This window comes from Rhodococcus sp. GXMU-t2271, from assembly GCF_041414735.1.
Taxonomy (GTDB): Bacteria; Actinomycetota; Actinomycetes; order Mycobacteriales; family Mycobacteriaceae; genus Rhodococcus; species Rhodococcus indonesiensis.
In genome coordinates, this window is record NZ_JAUIZP010000006.1 from 61,852 (window position 1) to 76,614 (window position 14,763).

Annotated in this window: 14 protein-coding genes; 11 read left to right on the forward strand and 3 right to left on the reverse strand. The window is 70.7% G+C overall.

Annotation, left to right across the window (positions count from 1 at the left end):
• Positions 1-165: 165 nt before the first annotated feature.
• Genes QYS60_RS03600 through cofC form a run of 3 tightly spaced genes read right to left on the reverse strand, consistent with a single transcriptional unit; the run spans position 166 to position 4,105 of the window.
• A complete protein-coding gene (locus QYS60_RS03600; RefSeq protein ID WP_289380757.1) occupies positions 166-1,104 on the reverse strand; it encodes a bifunctional NUDIX hydrolase/histidine phosphatase family protein in 939 nt (312 codons plus the stop codon).
• A gap of 8 nt (positions 1,105-1,112) precedes the next feature.
• On the reverse strand, positions 1,113-3,329 hold the full coding sequence (locus tag QYS60_RS03605) for an RNA degradosome polyphosphate kinase (protein ID WP_289380758.1): 2,217 nt from the start codon (positions 3,327-3,329) through the stop codon (positions 1,113-1,115).
• A 50-nt stretch (positions 3,330-3,379) separates the two neighbouring features.
• Positions 3,380-4,105, reverse strand: coding sequence for a 2-phospho-L-lactate guanylyltransferase (gene cofC / locus QYS60_RS03610; protein WP_371382457.1), 726 nt, complete (start codon positions 4,103-4,105; stop codon positions 3,380-3,382).
• Between the two features lie 115 nt (positions 4,106-4,220).
• Here cofC and QYS60_RS03615 point away from each other — a divergent pair, with 115 nt between their 5' ends.
• The 11 genes from QYS60_RS03615 (at position 4,221) to QYS60_RS03665 (ending at position 14,707) form a co-directional block, all read left to right on the forward strand.
• Complete coding sequence (locus QYS60_RS03615; protein WP_371382458.1) at positions 4,221-5,219, forward strand: NAD(P)H-dependent glycerol-3-phosphate dehydrogenase; 999 nt, start codon at positions 4,221-4,223, stop codon at positions 5,217-5,219.
• Positions 5,220-5,223: 4 nt separating this feature from the next.
• Positions 5,224-6,345 carry a cystathionine gamma-lyase gene (locus QYS60_RS03620; RefSeq protein WP_371382459.1) on the forward strand — a complete coding sequence of 374 codons (1,122 nt, stop codon included), beginning with the start codon at positions 5,224-5,226 and terminating at the stop codon, positions 6,343-6,345.
• 49 nt (positions 6,346-6,394) lie between these two features.
• Complete coding sequence (locus tag QYS60_RS03625; protein WP_193788789.1) at positions 6,395-7,501, forward strand: D-alanine--D-alanine ligase family protein; 1,107 nt, start codon at positions 6,395-6,397, stop codon at positions 7,499-7,501.
• A 30-nt stretch (positions 7,502-7,531) separates the two neighbouring features.
• The gene (locus tag QYS60_RS03630) at positions 7,532-8,836 is read left to right on the forward strand and encodes a glutamate-5-semialdehyde dehydrogenase (RefSeq protein ID WP_371382460.1); all 1,305 of its coding nucleotides are present in this window, start codon (positions 7,532-7,534) and stop codon (positions 8,834-8,836) included.
• A gap of 68 nt (positions 8,837-8,904) precedes the next feature.
• Positions 8,905-9,786, forward strand: a complete 882-nt coding sequence (locus QYS60_RS03635) for a MoxR family ATPase (RefSeq protein ID WP_003937011.1) — start codon at positions 8,905-8,907, stop codon at positions 9,784-9,786.
• Position 9,787: 1 nt separating this feature from the next.
• The gene (locus QYS60_RS03640; RefSeq protein WP_371382461.1) at positions 9,788-11,239 is read left to right on the forward strand and encodes a VWA domain-containing protein; all 1,452 of its coding nucleotides are present in this window, start codon (positions 9,788-9,790) and stop codon (positions 11,237-11,239) included.
• 70 nt (positions 11,240-11,309) lie between these two features.
• The gene (gene nadD, locus QYS60_RS03645) at positions 11,310-11,945 is read left to right on the forward strand and encodes a nicotinate-nucleotide adenylyltransferase (RefSeq protein WP_371382485.1); all 636 of its coding nucleotides are present in this window, start codon (positions 11,310-11,312) and stop codon (positions 11,943-11,945) included.
• A 63-nt stretch (positions 11,946-12,008) separates the two neighbouring features.
• On the forward strand, positions 12,009-12,473 hold the full coding sequence (rsfS, locus tag QYS60_RS03650; protein WP_371382462.1) for a ribosome silencing factor: 465 nt from the start codon (positions 12,009-12,011) through the stop codon (positions 12,471-12,473).
• Positions 12,470-13,123 (forward strand): histidine phosphatase family protein, encoded by a 654-nt coding sequence (locus QYS60_RS03655; RefSeq protein ID WP_003937015.1) that lies wholly within the window; start codon positions 12,470-12,472, stop codon positions 13,121-13,123. Before rsfS ends, QYS60_RS03655 begins: the two co-directional genes overlap by 4 nt.
• Positions 13,110-13,883 carry a diglucosylglycerate octanoyltransferase gene (gene octT, locus QYS60_RS03660; RefSeq protein ID WP_289380832.1) on the forward strand — a complete coding sequence of 258 codons (774 nt, stop codon included), beginning with the start codon at positions 13,110-13,112 and terminating at the stop codon, positions 13,881-13,883. The genes QYS60_RS03655 and octT overlap by 14 nt, the downstream gene beginning before the upstream one ends.
• 5 nt (positions 13,884-13,888) lie before the next feature.
• Positions 13,889-14,707: a DegV family protein gene (locus tag QYS60_RS03665; protein WP_040782625.1), complete on the forward strand. Its 819-nt coding sequence runs from the start codon at positions 13,889-13,891 to the stop codon at positions 14,705-14,707.
• Positions 14,708-14,763 lie beyond the last annotated feature (56 nt).

The window sequence follows — 14,763 nt, forward strand, 5'->3', positions numbered from 1 at the left end:
AAGGCGCCGGCCCGCAAGACCGCCGCCAAGAAGTAGCAATTCCGGCACGGCGCGGGTCCGGAAGACCGTCGCCGAGAAGGGGCGCCGCCGAGCGTGGCGCTACCGCCCGGATCCGTCCGTTCGGCGGCCATCGGGGGTTTTCCCTCGATGGCCGCCGACGTGCGTTCAGGCGGGGGTAGGGGGCAGTGGACTGTCGATGTGGTCCACTGCGACGAGCCGGTCGCCGGCCAGCGACAGGACCCAGGTGCTGCCCTTCCGGTTGCGCGTGTTCGGCGCGACCACCCCGTCGTGCTCGGCCCACCATCGCACGAGGTCCGGAATCACCTTGCCCTGACTGCAGATCACCGGCACGCCGCCGCGCTGGGCGAGTTCGAGCGCTCGCTTGCGTCCGAGTTGCGGGTCGGCGCCGTATTCCTCTTCGGTCAGGGAGGTCTCGACGGCGATCTCGACCCCGAGCCGGTCCGCGAGCGGCTGCACGGTCTGCACACAGCGCACCCGGTCCGCGGCGACCACACTGTCCGCGCCGAACGCGAGCAGTTGGGGAACGAGGGCCTGGGCCTGGGCGCGGCCCGCCGCGTCGAGAGGCCGGTGCCGGTCGTCGCCGCGATGGTTCTTGCGGCTGCCGGCCTTCCCGTGCCGCACGATCAGCACCGTCGCCGTGTCCGGCGGCAAGGTCTGGAAGCGCCGCAGCACCGTATGGTCCATCGGGTACGACAGGGCCGCGAAGGCGTCGTCGGGTGCGAGCCAGCGCAGCTCGTCGACCTCGTCGTTGGGGACGAACCGGCCGCTGCGTTCCGCGGCGGCCCAGTAGTCCACCCGCTTGAGCTTCCGGTGCCCCGGAACCGGGTAGGTGACCTTGCCGAGATACCGGCCGAGGCGTGCCGAAATGCCGGTCTCCTCCTCGATCTCGCGTACGGCGGCGACGACGGCTGTCTCGCCGGGATCGAGTTTGCCCTTGGGGAAGGACCAGTCGTCGTATCGCGGCCGGTGCACGACGGCTACTTCGAAACGGTTCCGGGCGGTCGGGTTCCTCCGCCACAGGACGGCTCCGGCGGCGAAGATGTTGGCTCGCATTGCGTTGTCGGAAACGGGGGACACCGACATCCTTCCGATCAGGAGCTGCGGCTACGCATGAACTCTTCTTGGTGGTCGCGGGCGGCGGTTCCCGGTGCCGGCGACGCGAGCCAGGTGCCGTCGGCCCGCAACGTCCAGCACCGGGTCGCCGGATCGAGCGCCGACTCGAAGATCGAGTCGAGTTGCGCAGCGAGCCGGGGGTCCTTCACCTGGGCCATCACCTCCACCCGGCGATCGAGATTGCGGTGCATCATGTCCGCGCTGCCGATCCAGATCTCGTCGGCCGCCCGGAAATGCAGGATGCGCGAGTGCTCCAGGAACCGCCCGAGAATGGAGCGCACCGTGATGTTCTCACTGAGGCCCGGCACTCCGGGCTTGAGCGCGCAGATGCCGCGCACGACGATCTCCACCGGTACCCCGGCCCGGGAGGCGCGGTACAGCGCGTCGATGACCTGTTCGTCGACGAGCGCATTGGCCTTCAGCCGGATCCGGGCGTCGCGTCCGGCCTCGTGGTGCTCGATCTCGGTGTCGATCCGTTCGATGATGCCCGACCGCACCCCGTGCGGGGCGACGAGCAGGTTGCGGTACTTCGCCTTGCGCGAGTACCCGGTGAGCGTGTTGAACAGATCGGTCAGGTCCGCGCCGATCTCCGGTGCGGCGGTGAGCAGACCGACGTCCTCGTACAGGCGCGCAGTCTTCGGGTTGTAGTTGCCGGTGCCGATGTGGCAGTAGCGGCGGATGAGCGAGCCCTCACGGCGGACCACGAGACACGTCTTGCAGTGGGTCTTGAGTCCCACCAGGCCGTACACCACATGCACGCCGGCCTGTTCCAGCTTGCGGGCCCACTTGATGTTCGCCTGTTCGTCGAAGCGGGCCTTGATCTCCACCAGTGCCACCACCTGCTTGCCGGCTTCCGCCGCGGCGATCAGCGCGTTGACGATGGGGGAGTCACCCGAGGTGCGGTAGAGAGTCTGCTTGATGGCGAGCACCTGGCTGTCGGCTGCGGCCTGCTCGATGAACCGTTGCACGCTGGTGGAGAAGGAATCGTAGGGGTGGTGCACCAGCACGTCGCCCTCGCGCAGCGTCGAGAACACGCTCTTGGGGGTCTCGCGTTCGCCGAAGGCGGGGTGGGTGGCCGGCACGAACGGCCGGTCCTTGAGGTCGGGCCGGTCGACGCCGTGCACCTGCCACAGACTCGACAGGTCCAGCAGTCCCGGCAACTGCACCACGTCGGCGGGATCGACGTCCAGTTCGCGCAGCAGCAGTTCGAGCATGTGCTCGGTCATGTCGTCGGCGACCTCGAGGCGCACCGGGGAACCGAAACGGCGACGGGCGAGTTCCCGCTCGAGTGCCTGCAGGAGGTCCTCGTCGCGGTCCTCCTCGACCTCGAAGTCGGCGTTGCGGGTGACCCGGAAGGCATGGTGCTCGACGATTTCCATGCCGGGGAACAGCACGTCGAGGTGGGCCGCGATGAGTTCCTCGAGCGGAAGGAACGCGTCGATCCCCTCCGGCGACTCGTCCCGGCGGACCCGCACGAAGCGGTCGACGTTGTCGGGCACCTTGACCCGGGCGAAGTGCTCGCCGGCGGACTGGCGATCCTTCACGGTGACAGCAAGGTTGAGGCTCAGTCCGCTGATGTACGGGAACGGGTGCGCCGGATCGACCGCGAGCGGGGTCAGAACCGGGAACACCTGTTCGGCGAAGTACGCGGTCAGACGCTGTTTCTCGTCGTCCGCCAGATCGTCCCACCGGATGATCGAAATACCTTCGGCAGTCAGGGCGGGCAGGACCGAGTCGAGGAAGACGAGGGAGTGGCGGCGCGCGATCTCCTGGGTGCTGCGCGCAATGAGCGCGAGTTGCGCTCGTGGCGACAGCCCGTCGGCGGAGCGGACCGACAATCCCGTCTCGGCGCGGCGCTTGAGGCCGGCGACACGCACCATGTAGAACTCGTCGAGATTCGAAGCGAAGATGGCGAGGAACTTGGCGCGTTCGAGCAGCGGCAGGGACGTGTCCTCGGCCAGCGCGAGCACCCGCGCGTTGAAGTCGAGCCAGCTCAGTTCGCGATTGAGGTAGCGGTCCGCGGGCAGACTGTCGGCGACGGCCTGCAGCGTCGTGGCGGCAGGTGGGGCGCTCGGCGCCGAGGCCGAACGGGTAGCGGTCGCACCGTCGAGGCCGCCTCCGCCGTCGCCGGATGCCCCGGCGAACCCGGGAGGGTCGGTGTCGATGCGCTGGTCCGTGGAATCGCCGTGGTTCACACGTCGATCATCCCTCAGTTTCGGAACGGCGGACAATCCGTCGGCGTCCGTCACCCGAAGTCGGGATGACGAACAGGCATCGGCCATCCGATCCGTGCCAGCACCGACGCCGTCGCGGACCCGACACCCTGTGCCGTCGCGGCCTCGAGGTCGGCGACGGTGTCGACGTCGAGCCGCAGTCCGGGCCAGTCCCCGGTCAGGGGGTGGGCGCCCGCCCGCACGTGACGGTGCGCCGAATCGGGGCCGAACAGCGGGTCGAGTGGTTCGGGCGTGCAGTGCAGCAGCGCCGAGGTGCCGGTGCCGGTGTGGTCCACGACGACCGCCCGGCCGGCCTCGCGGGCCGCGGAGAGCGCCGCGGACAGTTCGGCGGGCCGCAGCGCCGGCAGGTCCGCGTGCAGCGCGATCAGATCCACGCCCGGCTCGCGGGAGCGCACCCGGTGGGCGGCGGCGGAGAGCGCTGCATTCAGTGGATCGAGAGAGGCGGGATCGAGGGATGGGGGATCGGAGGGGCCGGGACCCACGGAGGCGCCGGCCGTGTCGGCGACCGGGGGATCGGCGAGCGTGTGCGCCCCCGCGCCGAGGGCGAGCGCGGCGACGTCGGCGTCGGTGGTGATGACGGTGACGGCGAGCCCCTCGACCGCCAGCGCCGCGTGCAGGGTGTCGGCGAGCATCGCGAGCACCAGCGCGGCTCGGTCGCCGGGATCGAGAACATGCGCGAGCCGCGACTTCGCCAGGCCCAGGGCCTTGACGGGAATCAGCGCGTGCGCGGTGGTCATGGTCGTCGATTCTGCCAGTCGGCGGCGACGGGGGTCGCGGGCGCGGCGGTAGGCGATACTGGAGCAACCGCGGCGCTGGTCTGCGGACGGGATCGGACACGAGTAAGGGGACTGCGTGAGCAAGGCTGCGGTGTTGGGGGCGGGGTCGTGGGGAACGGCCTTCGCAAAGGTGCTGGCGGAGGCCGGCACGGACGTGACGATCTGGGCGCGGCGCGCGGAGGTGGCCGAGGCGATCGCCACCCGGCACGAGAACCCGGACTACCTGCCCGGCGTCGAACTGCCCGCTACGGTGCGCGCCACCGCGGATCATCGCGTCGCTCTCGACGGAGTGGACTTCCTCGTCCTCGCGGTGCCGTCGCAGACGTTGCGCGCGAATCTCGAGTCGTGGCGCGACGACATCGGTCCCGAGGCGACCCTGTTGAGCCTGGCGAAGGGCATCGAGAGCGGCACCCTCATGCGGATGAGCCAGGTGATCGCTCAGGTGACCGGCGCCGAGCACGACCGCATCGCGGTGCTGTCGGGACCGAATCTCGCCCGTGAGATCGCCGATCGGCAGCCCGCCGCCACGGTGATCGCATGTTCCGACTCCACTCGCGCGCTCGAGATTCAAAGAGCATGTGCGACAGGTTATTTCAGGCCTTACACGAATACCGATGTCATCGGCTGCGAGATCGGTGGCGCGTGCAAGAACGTCATCGCCCTCGCGTGCGGCATGGCGGCCGGTGTCGGACTCGGCGACAACACCGTCGCCTCCATCATCACCCGCGGCCTGGCCGAGATCACCCGGCTGGGAACTGCCCTCGGTGCCAAGCCGGCCACGCTGGCCGGGCTCGCGGGCGTGGGCGACCTGGTGGCCACGTGCACCTCACCCCTGTCGCGCAACCGGTCGTTCGGCGAACGGCTGGGGCGAGGAGGGACACTCGAGAGTGCGCAGGAGGCCACCCACGGCCAGGTGGCCGAGGGGGTCAAGTCGTGCACCTCCGTCCGGGCGCTGGCGGCCAGCTACGACGTGGAGATGCCGCTCACCGACGCCGTGCACCGTGTCTGCTACGAGGGCATGTCGGTGCCCGAGGCGATCGGACTGCTTCTCGGCCGTCGAGTCAAACCGGAGTGAGAGCGTGCCGGGCGACTCGACGCGTTGTGTGAAAGCGGTTGCTGCCGAACATGTTCCCGGGGCTCCACTGCAACCCGGCCCGGTTCTCGCGGCTCCCTACCAGCTCGGCGCGGAAGGCACCGAAACCGACACCTATGCCCGCGCCTCCAATCCTGGCTGGCGGGCCCTCGAATCCGCGCTGGCCGCGCTCGAGGGCGCGGCGGCAGCCCGCGTCGTCGGATCCGGCATGTCCGCGGTCACCGTCGCGCTGCGGTCGCTGAGCCGTGGCGGTGGCACCGTCGTCGTCCCCGCCGACGGGTACTACCAGGTGCGGGCCTACGCGCGGGAACGCCTCGAACCCCTCGGTATCACGGTTCACGAACTCACCTGTGCCCAGTTCGGCGACGGTGGCCTCCGCGCGGTCCTCGCCGATGCCGGAGAGGGCGCGCTCGTACTCGCCGAGACCCCGTCCAACCCGGGACTGGACGTCGTCGACCTGCGCGCCACCGCGGCGCTGTGCCGGACGGCGGGCGCCCTGCTCGTGGTGGACAACACCGCCGCCACCCCGCTGGGGCAGCAGCCCCTCGCGCTGGGCGCGGACGTCGTCGTCGCCAGCGGCACGAAATCGCTCAGCGGGCACAGCGATCTGCTGATGGGGTATCTCGCCGTGGCCGACGGCGCCCTCGTGCCACCCCTCGATCGGGAGCGCCTGCTCTCCGGCGCCGTCCTCGGGCCGTTCGAGACGTGGCTGGCACACCGCAGCCTGGGCACCGCCGGGCTGCGCTTCGACCGGCAGTGCGCCAACGCGTTCGCCGTGGCCACGATGCTGCGCGAACATCCCGCGGTCGGTAGCGTCCGATACCCCGGCCTGGACGACGATCCCGCGCACCCCGTCGCCGCGGCGCAGATGCGCCGGTTCGGGCCGCTGGTGACGTTCCGGCTCGACGACGAACAGCAGTTCCACCGGTTCGTCGCGGCAAGCGAGCTCGTCACCGCGGCGACCAGTTTCGGGGGCATCCACACCACCGCGGACCGGCGTGCCCGCTGGGGTGATCCCGTACCGCCCGGCTTCGTGCGCTTGTCCTGCGGGATCGAGGACACCGCCGACCTGCTCGACGATCTCGACCGCGCGCTCGCCCGCCGCTGAGCAGGACTCGGATACCGGCCGGGCCGGCGGCACCGGTACGGTTTGTGCCGTGAGCACACCCCGAATCCGGGTGGCCGTCGTCTTCGGTGGCCGCAGCAACGAGCACTCCGTCTCCTGCGTTTCGGCAGGTAGCATCCTCCGCCACCTCGACCCGCAACGCTACGAGGCCGTCCCGATCGGCATCACCACCGACGGCGCCTGGGTGCTCGCCGACACGGACCCGGAACGGCTCGCCAAGGCGGGCCGCGAACTGCCGACCGTCGACGCGGACGGTTCGGCGCTGGTGCTCACCGCCGACCCCACCCGGGCGGGCGACATCGTCGCCCTCGCCGAGGGCGAGTTCGGCAAGGTGCTCGCCTCCGTCGACGTCGTGTTCCCGGTGCTGCACGGTGCGTACGGCGAGGACGGCACCATCCAGGGGCTGCTCGAACTCGCCGGCGTCCCGTACGTGGGACCGGGGGTCCTCGCCAGCGCTGCCGGGATGGACAAGGAGTTCACCAAGAAACTGCTGGCCGCGGAGGGTCTGCCCGTCGGCTTCCAGGTCGTGCTGCGGCCCGGTACCGCGACCGTCACCGAGCAGCAGAAACAGCGCCTCGGCCTCCCCGTCTTCGTCAAGCCCGCCCGCGGCGGGTCCTCCATCGGGATCAGCCGGGTCGCCGACTGGGCGGCGCTCGATGCGGCGATCGACAAGGCCCGTCGGCACGACCCGAAGGTGATCGTCGAATCCGCGATCGTCGGCCGCGAGGTCGAATGCGGGGTGCTCGAGTTCCCCGACGGCGATGTGCGTGCCAGCGTCGTCGCCGAGATCCGGATGCCCGACCCGTCCGGCGATCACGAGGCGTTCTACGACTTCGACACCAAGTACCTCGACGACGTGTGCGAATTCGACGTGCCTGCCAAGCTCGACGACGACGTCTCCGACCGGATCCGGGACCTCGCGGTCCGCGCCTTCCGCGCCCTCGACTGCCAGGGCCTGTCCCGGGTCGACTTCTTCGTCACGGAGGACGGGCCGGTGATCAACGAGATCAACACCATGCCCGGGTTCACGTCGATCTCGATGTACCCGCGCATGTGGGAGGCCAGCGGCCTCGAATACCGCACGTTGCTCTCCACCCTGGTCGACACCGCCCTGGCCCGGGGGACCGGGCTGCGCTGAGCGGTCCGGATGCGGACTAGTCTGGAGGCCATGACTGCCGTGACCCCTGACTCATCTGCGAGCGTTTCCGGGGACGTCCGGGCGACCGGCGCCGGGGACACCCGCGAGGCCGTGCACGCCGCGGCCCGTCGCGCCCGCGTCGCCTCCCGCCGGCTCGCTCTGCTCACCACCGCGCAGAAGGACGCCGCCCTGCATGCCGCCGCGGACGCGGTGCTCGCCGCGTCCGACGCGGTGCTCGCGGCCAACGCCGAGGACATCGAGACCGCCCGCGCGGCGGGCACCGAGGAATCCCTGCTCGACCGGCTCCGTCTCACCCAGGCCCGAGTCGAGGGCATCGCGGCGGGGTTGCGCCAGGTTGCGGGGCTGCCCGACCCGATCGGCGAGGTGGTCCGCGGCTCGACCCTGCCCAACGGCCTCGAGATCCGGCAGCTGCGGGTGCCGCTCGGCGTCGTCGGCATGGTGTACGAAGCCAGGCCGAACGTCACGGTCGACGCCTTCGGTCTGGCCCTCAAATCCGGCAACGCGGCCCTGCTGCGCGGGTCCTCGTCCGCCGCCCGCTCCAACGCGGCCCTCGTCGAGGCCCTGCGCGGCGCCCTCGCAACGCAGGAACTGCCCGAGGACGCCGTACAACTGCTGCCCAGCGCGGACCGATCCTCGGTCACGCACCTCATCCAGGCCCGCGGACTCGTCGACGTCGTAATCCCGCGCGGCGGTGCCGGACTGATCTCCGCCGTCGTCCGCGACGCGACCGTGCCCACCATCGAGACGGGCGTGGGCAACTGCCATGTCTACGTGCATGCGTCGGCCGATCCGGAGATGGCCGAGAAGATCGTGGTCAACGCCAAGACCCGCCGGCCCAGTGTGTGCAACACCGCCGAGACGATCCTGGTGGACAAGGCCGTCGCCGACGACGTCGTGCCCCGGCTGCTGCAGGTGCTGCGCAGCCACGGCGTCACCGTGCACGGCGACCTGCCCGGCCTCGAACCTGCCACCGAATCGGACTGGGCCGACGAGTACCTGAGTCTCGACGTCGCGCTCGCCGTCGTCGACGACCTCGATGCGGCCGTCGCGCACATCGACCGGTACGGCACCGGACACACCGAGGCCATCGTGACCTCCGACCTCGCGGCGGCCCGTGAGTTCTCCGCGCGGGTCGATGCCGCAGCCGTCATGGTCAACGCTTCGACGGCGTTCACCGACGGGGAGCAGTTCGGGTTCGGTGCCGAGATCGGTATCTCCACCCAGAAGCTGCACGCCCGCGGCCCGATGGGACTGCCGGAACTCACCTCCACCAAATGGGTGGTCTGGGGCGACGGCCACACCCGGCCGGCCTGAGGTCGGCGCCCGACAGCGCTCGACGAGATCCGCACCCCGACCGGCCCGCCCCGACGAAAGGACACAGCGTGGACCGTGCGCTGCCGACCACCCCGCCGATCTTCGCCGACGTCGACGAGGTGATCGACCGCCTCGCCGAGACCGGATACCTCGCCGACAAGGCCACTGCCACCGCGGTGTTCCTCGCCGATCGCCTCGGCAAACCGCTGCTCATCGAAGGCCCCGCCGGAGTGGGCAAGACCGAGCTGGCCCGCGCGGTGGCGCAGACATCCGGCGCCGAGCTGGTGCGGCTGCAGTGCTACGAGGGTGTCGACGAGTCGCGGGCACTCTACGAGTGGAACCACGCCAAGCAGATCCTGCGGATCCAGGCCGGCACCGACCATTCCTGGGACGCGACCAAGCAGGACGTGTTCTCCGAGGAGTTCCTCCTGCCGCGCCCGCTGCTGACCGCCATCCGCCGGGAGGACCCGACGGTGCTGCTCGTCGACGAGGTCGACAAGGCCGACGTGGAGATCGAGGGTCTGCTGCTCGAGGTGCTCAGCGATTTCGCGGTCACCGTGCCCGAACTCGGCACCATCAGCGCCACCCGCAAACCCTTCACGGTGCTCACCTCGAACGCCACCCGAGAGCTGTCCGAGGCACTCAAGCGGCGCTGCCTGTTCCTGCATCTCGACTTCCCCGATGCCGACCTCGAGCGCCGCATCCTGGCGAGCCGGGTTCCGGAGTTGCCCGAGGCGGTCGCCGAGCAGCTCGTGCGCACAGTCCGGGTACTGCGCGGCATGCAGCTCAAGAAACTGCCGTCGGTGGCGGAGACGATCGACTGGGGCCGCACGCTGCTCGCCCTGGGCCTCGACACCCTCGACGACGCGGCCGTGCGGGCGACCCTCGGCGTCATCCTCAAACACCAGTCCGATCAGCTTCGGGCCGCGGCCGAGCTGCGGTTGAACTGAGATGGCCGGGGCACGCCCGCCGCTGCGGGACCACGGGCCGTCGGCGCCGCACGGGCTGCCCGGCCACCTCGTCGGGTTCGTCGAGGCGCTGCGCCGTCGCGGCATCCCCGTAGGACCGTCGGAGACCGTCGACGCCGGCCGGGTCGTCTCGGTGCTCGACCTGCTCGACCGGGACGCCCTCCGCGAGGGGCTGGCGTGCGCGCTGCTGCGACGGCCCACTCATCGGCCGACGTTCGACGCCCTGTTCGACCTGTGGTTCCCGGCCGCGGTCGGACGCCGCGAGGCCGGCGGGATCGATCCGACCCTGCCGCGCACCCCGGACGGCGAGATCGACTTCGAGGCGCTGCGGGACCTGATCGCCGAGATGCTGGCCGACGACTCCGCCGAGGCGTTCGAACTCGTCGAGTTGCTGACCGCGCAGATCGTCGAGGAGCTGGGCCAGTACACCTCGGGTGACAAGTCGTCGTTCTCGGCGTACCAGGCCCTGCGCCAGGTCTCGCCCGAGACACTGGTGTCGAAGATCCTCGAGGGACTGCTCGGCAACGCCGGCGCCGAGGAACGGGACCAGGACACCGAGTACGCCACCGAAGTGGCCCGCCGCACCGCCGCGCGCCGGGTGGCGGACTTCCGGGCGATGGTCGAACGCGAGACGCGGCGACGCACGGCCGAACAGGTCGGACGCGACCGCGTCGCCACCTACGGGGTGCCCAAACTGGCCGAGGAGGTCGACTTCCTGCGGGCCACCGACGCCGAGCTCACCGCGCTGCGCCGCAGCGTCACCCCACTGGCGCGGCTGCTCGCGAGCCGGCTCGCCGCGCGACGACGGCGGGCCCGCGCGGGGGCGATCGACCTGCGCCGGACCCTGCGCAAGTCGATGTCCACCGGCGGGGTGCCGATCGACCTCGTCAACCGCAAACCACGTCCCGCCCGTCCGGAGCTCGTGGTGCTCTGCGACGTCTCCGGATCGGTCGCCGGCTTCTCCCACTTCACCCTGCTGCTCGTGCACGCCCTGCGCGAGCAGTTCTCCCGTGTCCGGGTGTTCGCCTTCATCGACAGCACCGACGAGGTCACCCACCACTTCTCCGCCGGCGCGGACCTCGGGGTCGCCATGTCACGAATGCTGCGGGAGGCCGAACTGATCGCCTACGACGGCCACTCCGACTACGGTCACGCGCTCGGCGTGTTCACCGAGCGGTACGCGCACAGTCTCACCAGCCGCAGCTCCCTGCTCGTGCTCGGCGACGCCCGGACCAATTACCGCGATCCCAACCTCGCAGCGCTCGAACACCTGGTGGCCGTTGCCCGGCACGCCCACTGGCTCAACCCGGAACCACGCGGCCAGTGGGGAACCGGTGATTCGGCAGCCGAGGTGTACAGCGAGGCCATCACGATGCACGAGTGCCGGTCCGCACAGCAGCTGGCGCAGGTGGTGGCGGCCCTGCTGCCGGTGTGAACCCGTAAGCTGGACCATCGTGCACGAGCCATCCGTCCCGAATTCCCCGCCGCGCCGGCGCGTCGGTGTCATGGGCGGAACCTTCGACCCCATCCACCACGGGCATCTCGTCGCGGCCAGCGAAGTGGCCGACCGGTACGACCTCGACGAGGTCGTGTTCGTGCCCACCGGACACCCCTGGCAGAAGTCGGGACGCGAGGTCAGCACGGCAGAGGACCGCTACCTGATGACGGTCATCGCGACCGCCTCGAATCCACGGTTCTCCGTCAGCCGGGTCGACATCGAACGCGAGAAGGCCACCTACACCGTCGACACGCTGCGCGACCTGCGCGCACTGATGCCCGACACCCAGTTGTACTTCATCACCGGCGCCGACGCGATGGCATCCATTCTGTCGTGGCAGGACTGGGCCGAGCTGTTCGAGCTGGCCCGGTTCGTCGGGGTGTCGCGTCCGGGCTACGACCTGCACGTCGAGCACCTCGCCGAGCATCTCGCGAAGCTGCCGGCCGACACCGTCGGCCTCGTCGAGATCCCGGCGCTGGCGATCTCGTCGACCGACTGCCGGACGCGGGTGCGTGAGCACAGACCCATCTGGTACCTGGTGCCGGACGGGGTGGTGCAGTACATCAGCAAGCGCAACCTGTATCGGCCCGCGAACTCGCGGCGCCCCGACGGCACGACGACCGTGTCTCACCCCCCACGCTGAGCCCCACCCCCACCCGGTGACCCATCCCGAGTCCCATCCCCACCCCGAGAGGAAGACCACGCAGTGACGGCAACTGCAGAAGCCATCGAGATGGCACGCATCGCGGCCCGCGCGGCCGACGAGAAACTGGCCACCGACGTGGTGGTGCTCGACGTGTCCGAGCAACTGGTCATCACCGACTGCTTCGTGATCGCCTCCGCGGCCAACGAGCGCCAGGTCAACGCGATCGTCGACAACGTCGAGGAGAAGCTGCGGCTCGCCGGGCACAAGCCCGTGCGGCGCGAGGGCACCCGCGAGGGTCGTTGGACCCTGCTGGACTACGTCGACGTGGTGGTGCACATCCAGCACGACGACGAACGCAACTTCTACGCACTCGACCGGTTGTGGAAGGACTGCCCGGTGATCAGCGTCGACGGCATCGGCGCGCCCGCGCCGGCGGGCGACACGGACGCGGCCCCGTCGGCCGGCGACGCCGGCACGGGTGCAGGCACCACCCCCGCCCCGGACGACGCGCCGGGGGACCGGTGACCCACGCGGTACCGGTCCGGCGGCTGATCCTGGTACGCCACGGCCAGACCGAGTACAACGCCACCAGTCGCATGCAGGGGCAGCTCGACACCGAGCTGTCCGCGCTGGGGCGGCGGCAGGCCGTGGCCGCCGCCCGGGTCCTCGTCGAGCACAGTCCCGTCGCCATCGTCTCGTCCGACCTGCGGCGCGCCTACGACACCGCCGTCGAACTCGGTGACCAGGCCGGGCTGCCGGTGGAAATCGATCCGCGTCTGCGCGAGACCCACCTCGGCCGTTGGCAGGGCCTGACCCACCACGACGTGGACGCGGTGTCCCCGGGGGCCCGCGCGGCGTGGCGGGCCGACGCGACCTGGGCCCCTCCCGAGGGTGAGAGCCGGGTCGACGTGGCGCGGCGCAGCGCACCGGTGATCCAGGAACTGCTCGACAAGCACGAGCAGTGGGTGCACCGCCCGATCATCGTCGTCGCGCACGGCGGACTGATCGCGGCGCTCACGGCCGCCCTGCTCGATCTCCCGGTCGACCGGTGGCCGGTCCTCGGCGGACTCGGCAACACCGGCTGGGTCCAGCTCAGCGGATACGGCGACCGCCCCTCGTGGCGCCTCGACGTGTGGAACGCGACGGCGACGGTGGCGGCCGATGACGTCCTCTGAGCCACAGCCGACGGCCGGTCCGCAGCGGCCGACGCTGCTGGTGATCGGGGACTCCCTCAGCTACTACGGCCCGAAGGGCGGGCTCCCGGCGGACCATCCGCGAATCTGGCCGAATATCGTGGCGCGCGAACTCGACTGGGACGTGGAGCTCGTCGCGCGGATCGGGTGGACGACGCGCGACGCGTGGTGGGCCATGACCCAGGATCCGCGCGTATGGGCGACGATTCCGCGGGCAGGTGCTGTCGTGCTGGCCGTCGGCGGCATGGACACGCTGCCGTCCCCGCTGCCGACGGCGCTACGCGAAACGCTGCGTTACGTGCGCCCACCGCGGTTGCGCCGTGTCGTACGGGAGACCTACGGGTGGCTGCAGCCCCGGCTGTCCCCGCTCGGCTGGCCGGTGGCCCTGCCGCCCCGGGTCAGTGTGGACTACCTCGAGACCATCCGCGAGTCGCTGGCGTACATGCGGCCGGACCTTCCGGTCGTCGCCACGCTGCCGTCGGTGCACCGCAGCGAGCAGTACCGCGCGGTGCACCGCGGTCGACCCGCTGCCGCCCGGGCAATCAACCGGTGGGCCTCCGAGAAATCGGTCCCGCTGGTCGATCTCGGCGAGGCCGTGCACGCGGATATCCATTCCGGGGACGCGAACCCGGACGGCATCCACTGGGGTTGGAACGGGCACAGCGAGGTTGCCGCCGCGATGGCCGAGGCGGTACGGATGGTGCGCCGGGATGCGCGCCTCGCCGCGGAGGACATACGGTAGGCGGCGTGTCTGTAGTAGTGGTGACCGACTCGTCGTGCTGTCTCGACCCGGAACTGGTGGAGCGCTACGACATCCGTGTCGTGCCGCTGCACGTGATCGCCGACGGTGTCGAGTTGCGCGAGGGCGTGGACGACCTGCCCGCCGACCTCTCCGGCGTCACGACTTCCGGCCCTTCCCCGGCGGAATTGACGCAAGCGTACGCCGACGCGCTGTCCGACAGTGGCGGCGACGGGGTGGTGGCCGTGCACCTGTCCCGTGAACTGTCGGGTACCTGGTCGGCCGCCCGCTATGCTGCCGACGCCCTCGGTGACCGAGTGCAGCTGGTCGACAGTCGAACCACCGCAATGGGTCTGGGATTCGCTGCTCTGGCAGCCGCGGAAGCGGCCCGGTCCGGTGCGAGCGTGCGGGAAGTGTACGACCGGGCGGTGGAGGTCGCCGCCCACAGCCGAACCCTGCTGGTGGTCGACCGGCTGGACCATCTGCGCCGCGGCGGACGTATCGGCACCGCCACAGCGCTGCTCGGCACCGCTCTGGCGATGAAACCCGTGCTGCACCTCGTCGACGGCCGGCTGGTGTTGCGGGAGAAGACTCGCACCATGACCAAGGCGATGACGAAACTGGTCGACGGCGTCGTCGACTCCGCGGAGCCGGTGACCGCGGTGGCCGTGCACCACCGCGAAGCCCCCGAGCGTGCCGAGCGGCTCGCCGCAGAACTCGCCGAACGGCTGCCCGCCGGGATTCCGCTGTCGGTATCGGAACTCGACGCGGTCCTCGGCGCCCACGTCGGGCCCGGCGCCGTCGGGGTGGTCGTCTCCCGGGCGTAGGAGTTGTCCACAGGCGGACAGTTCATCCACAGATTCGACGGCTCGTCCCAGCCTTC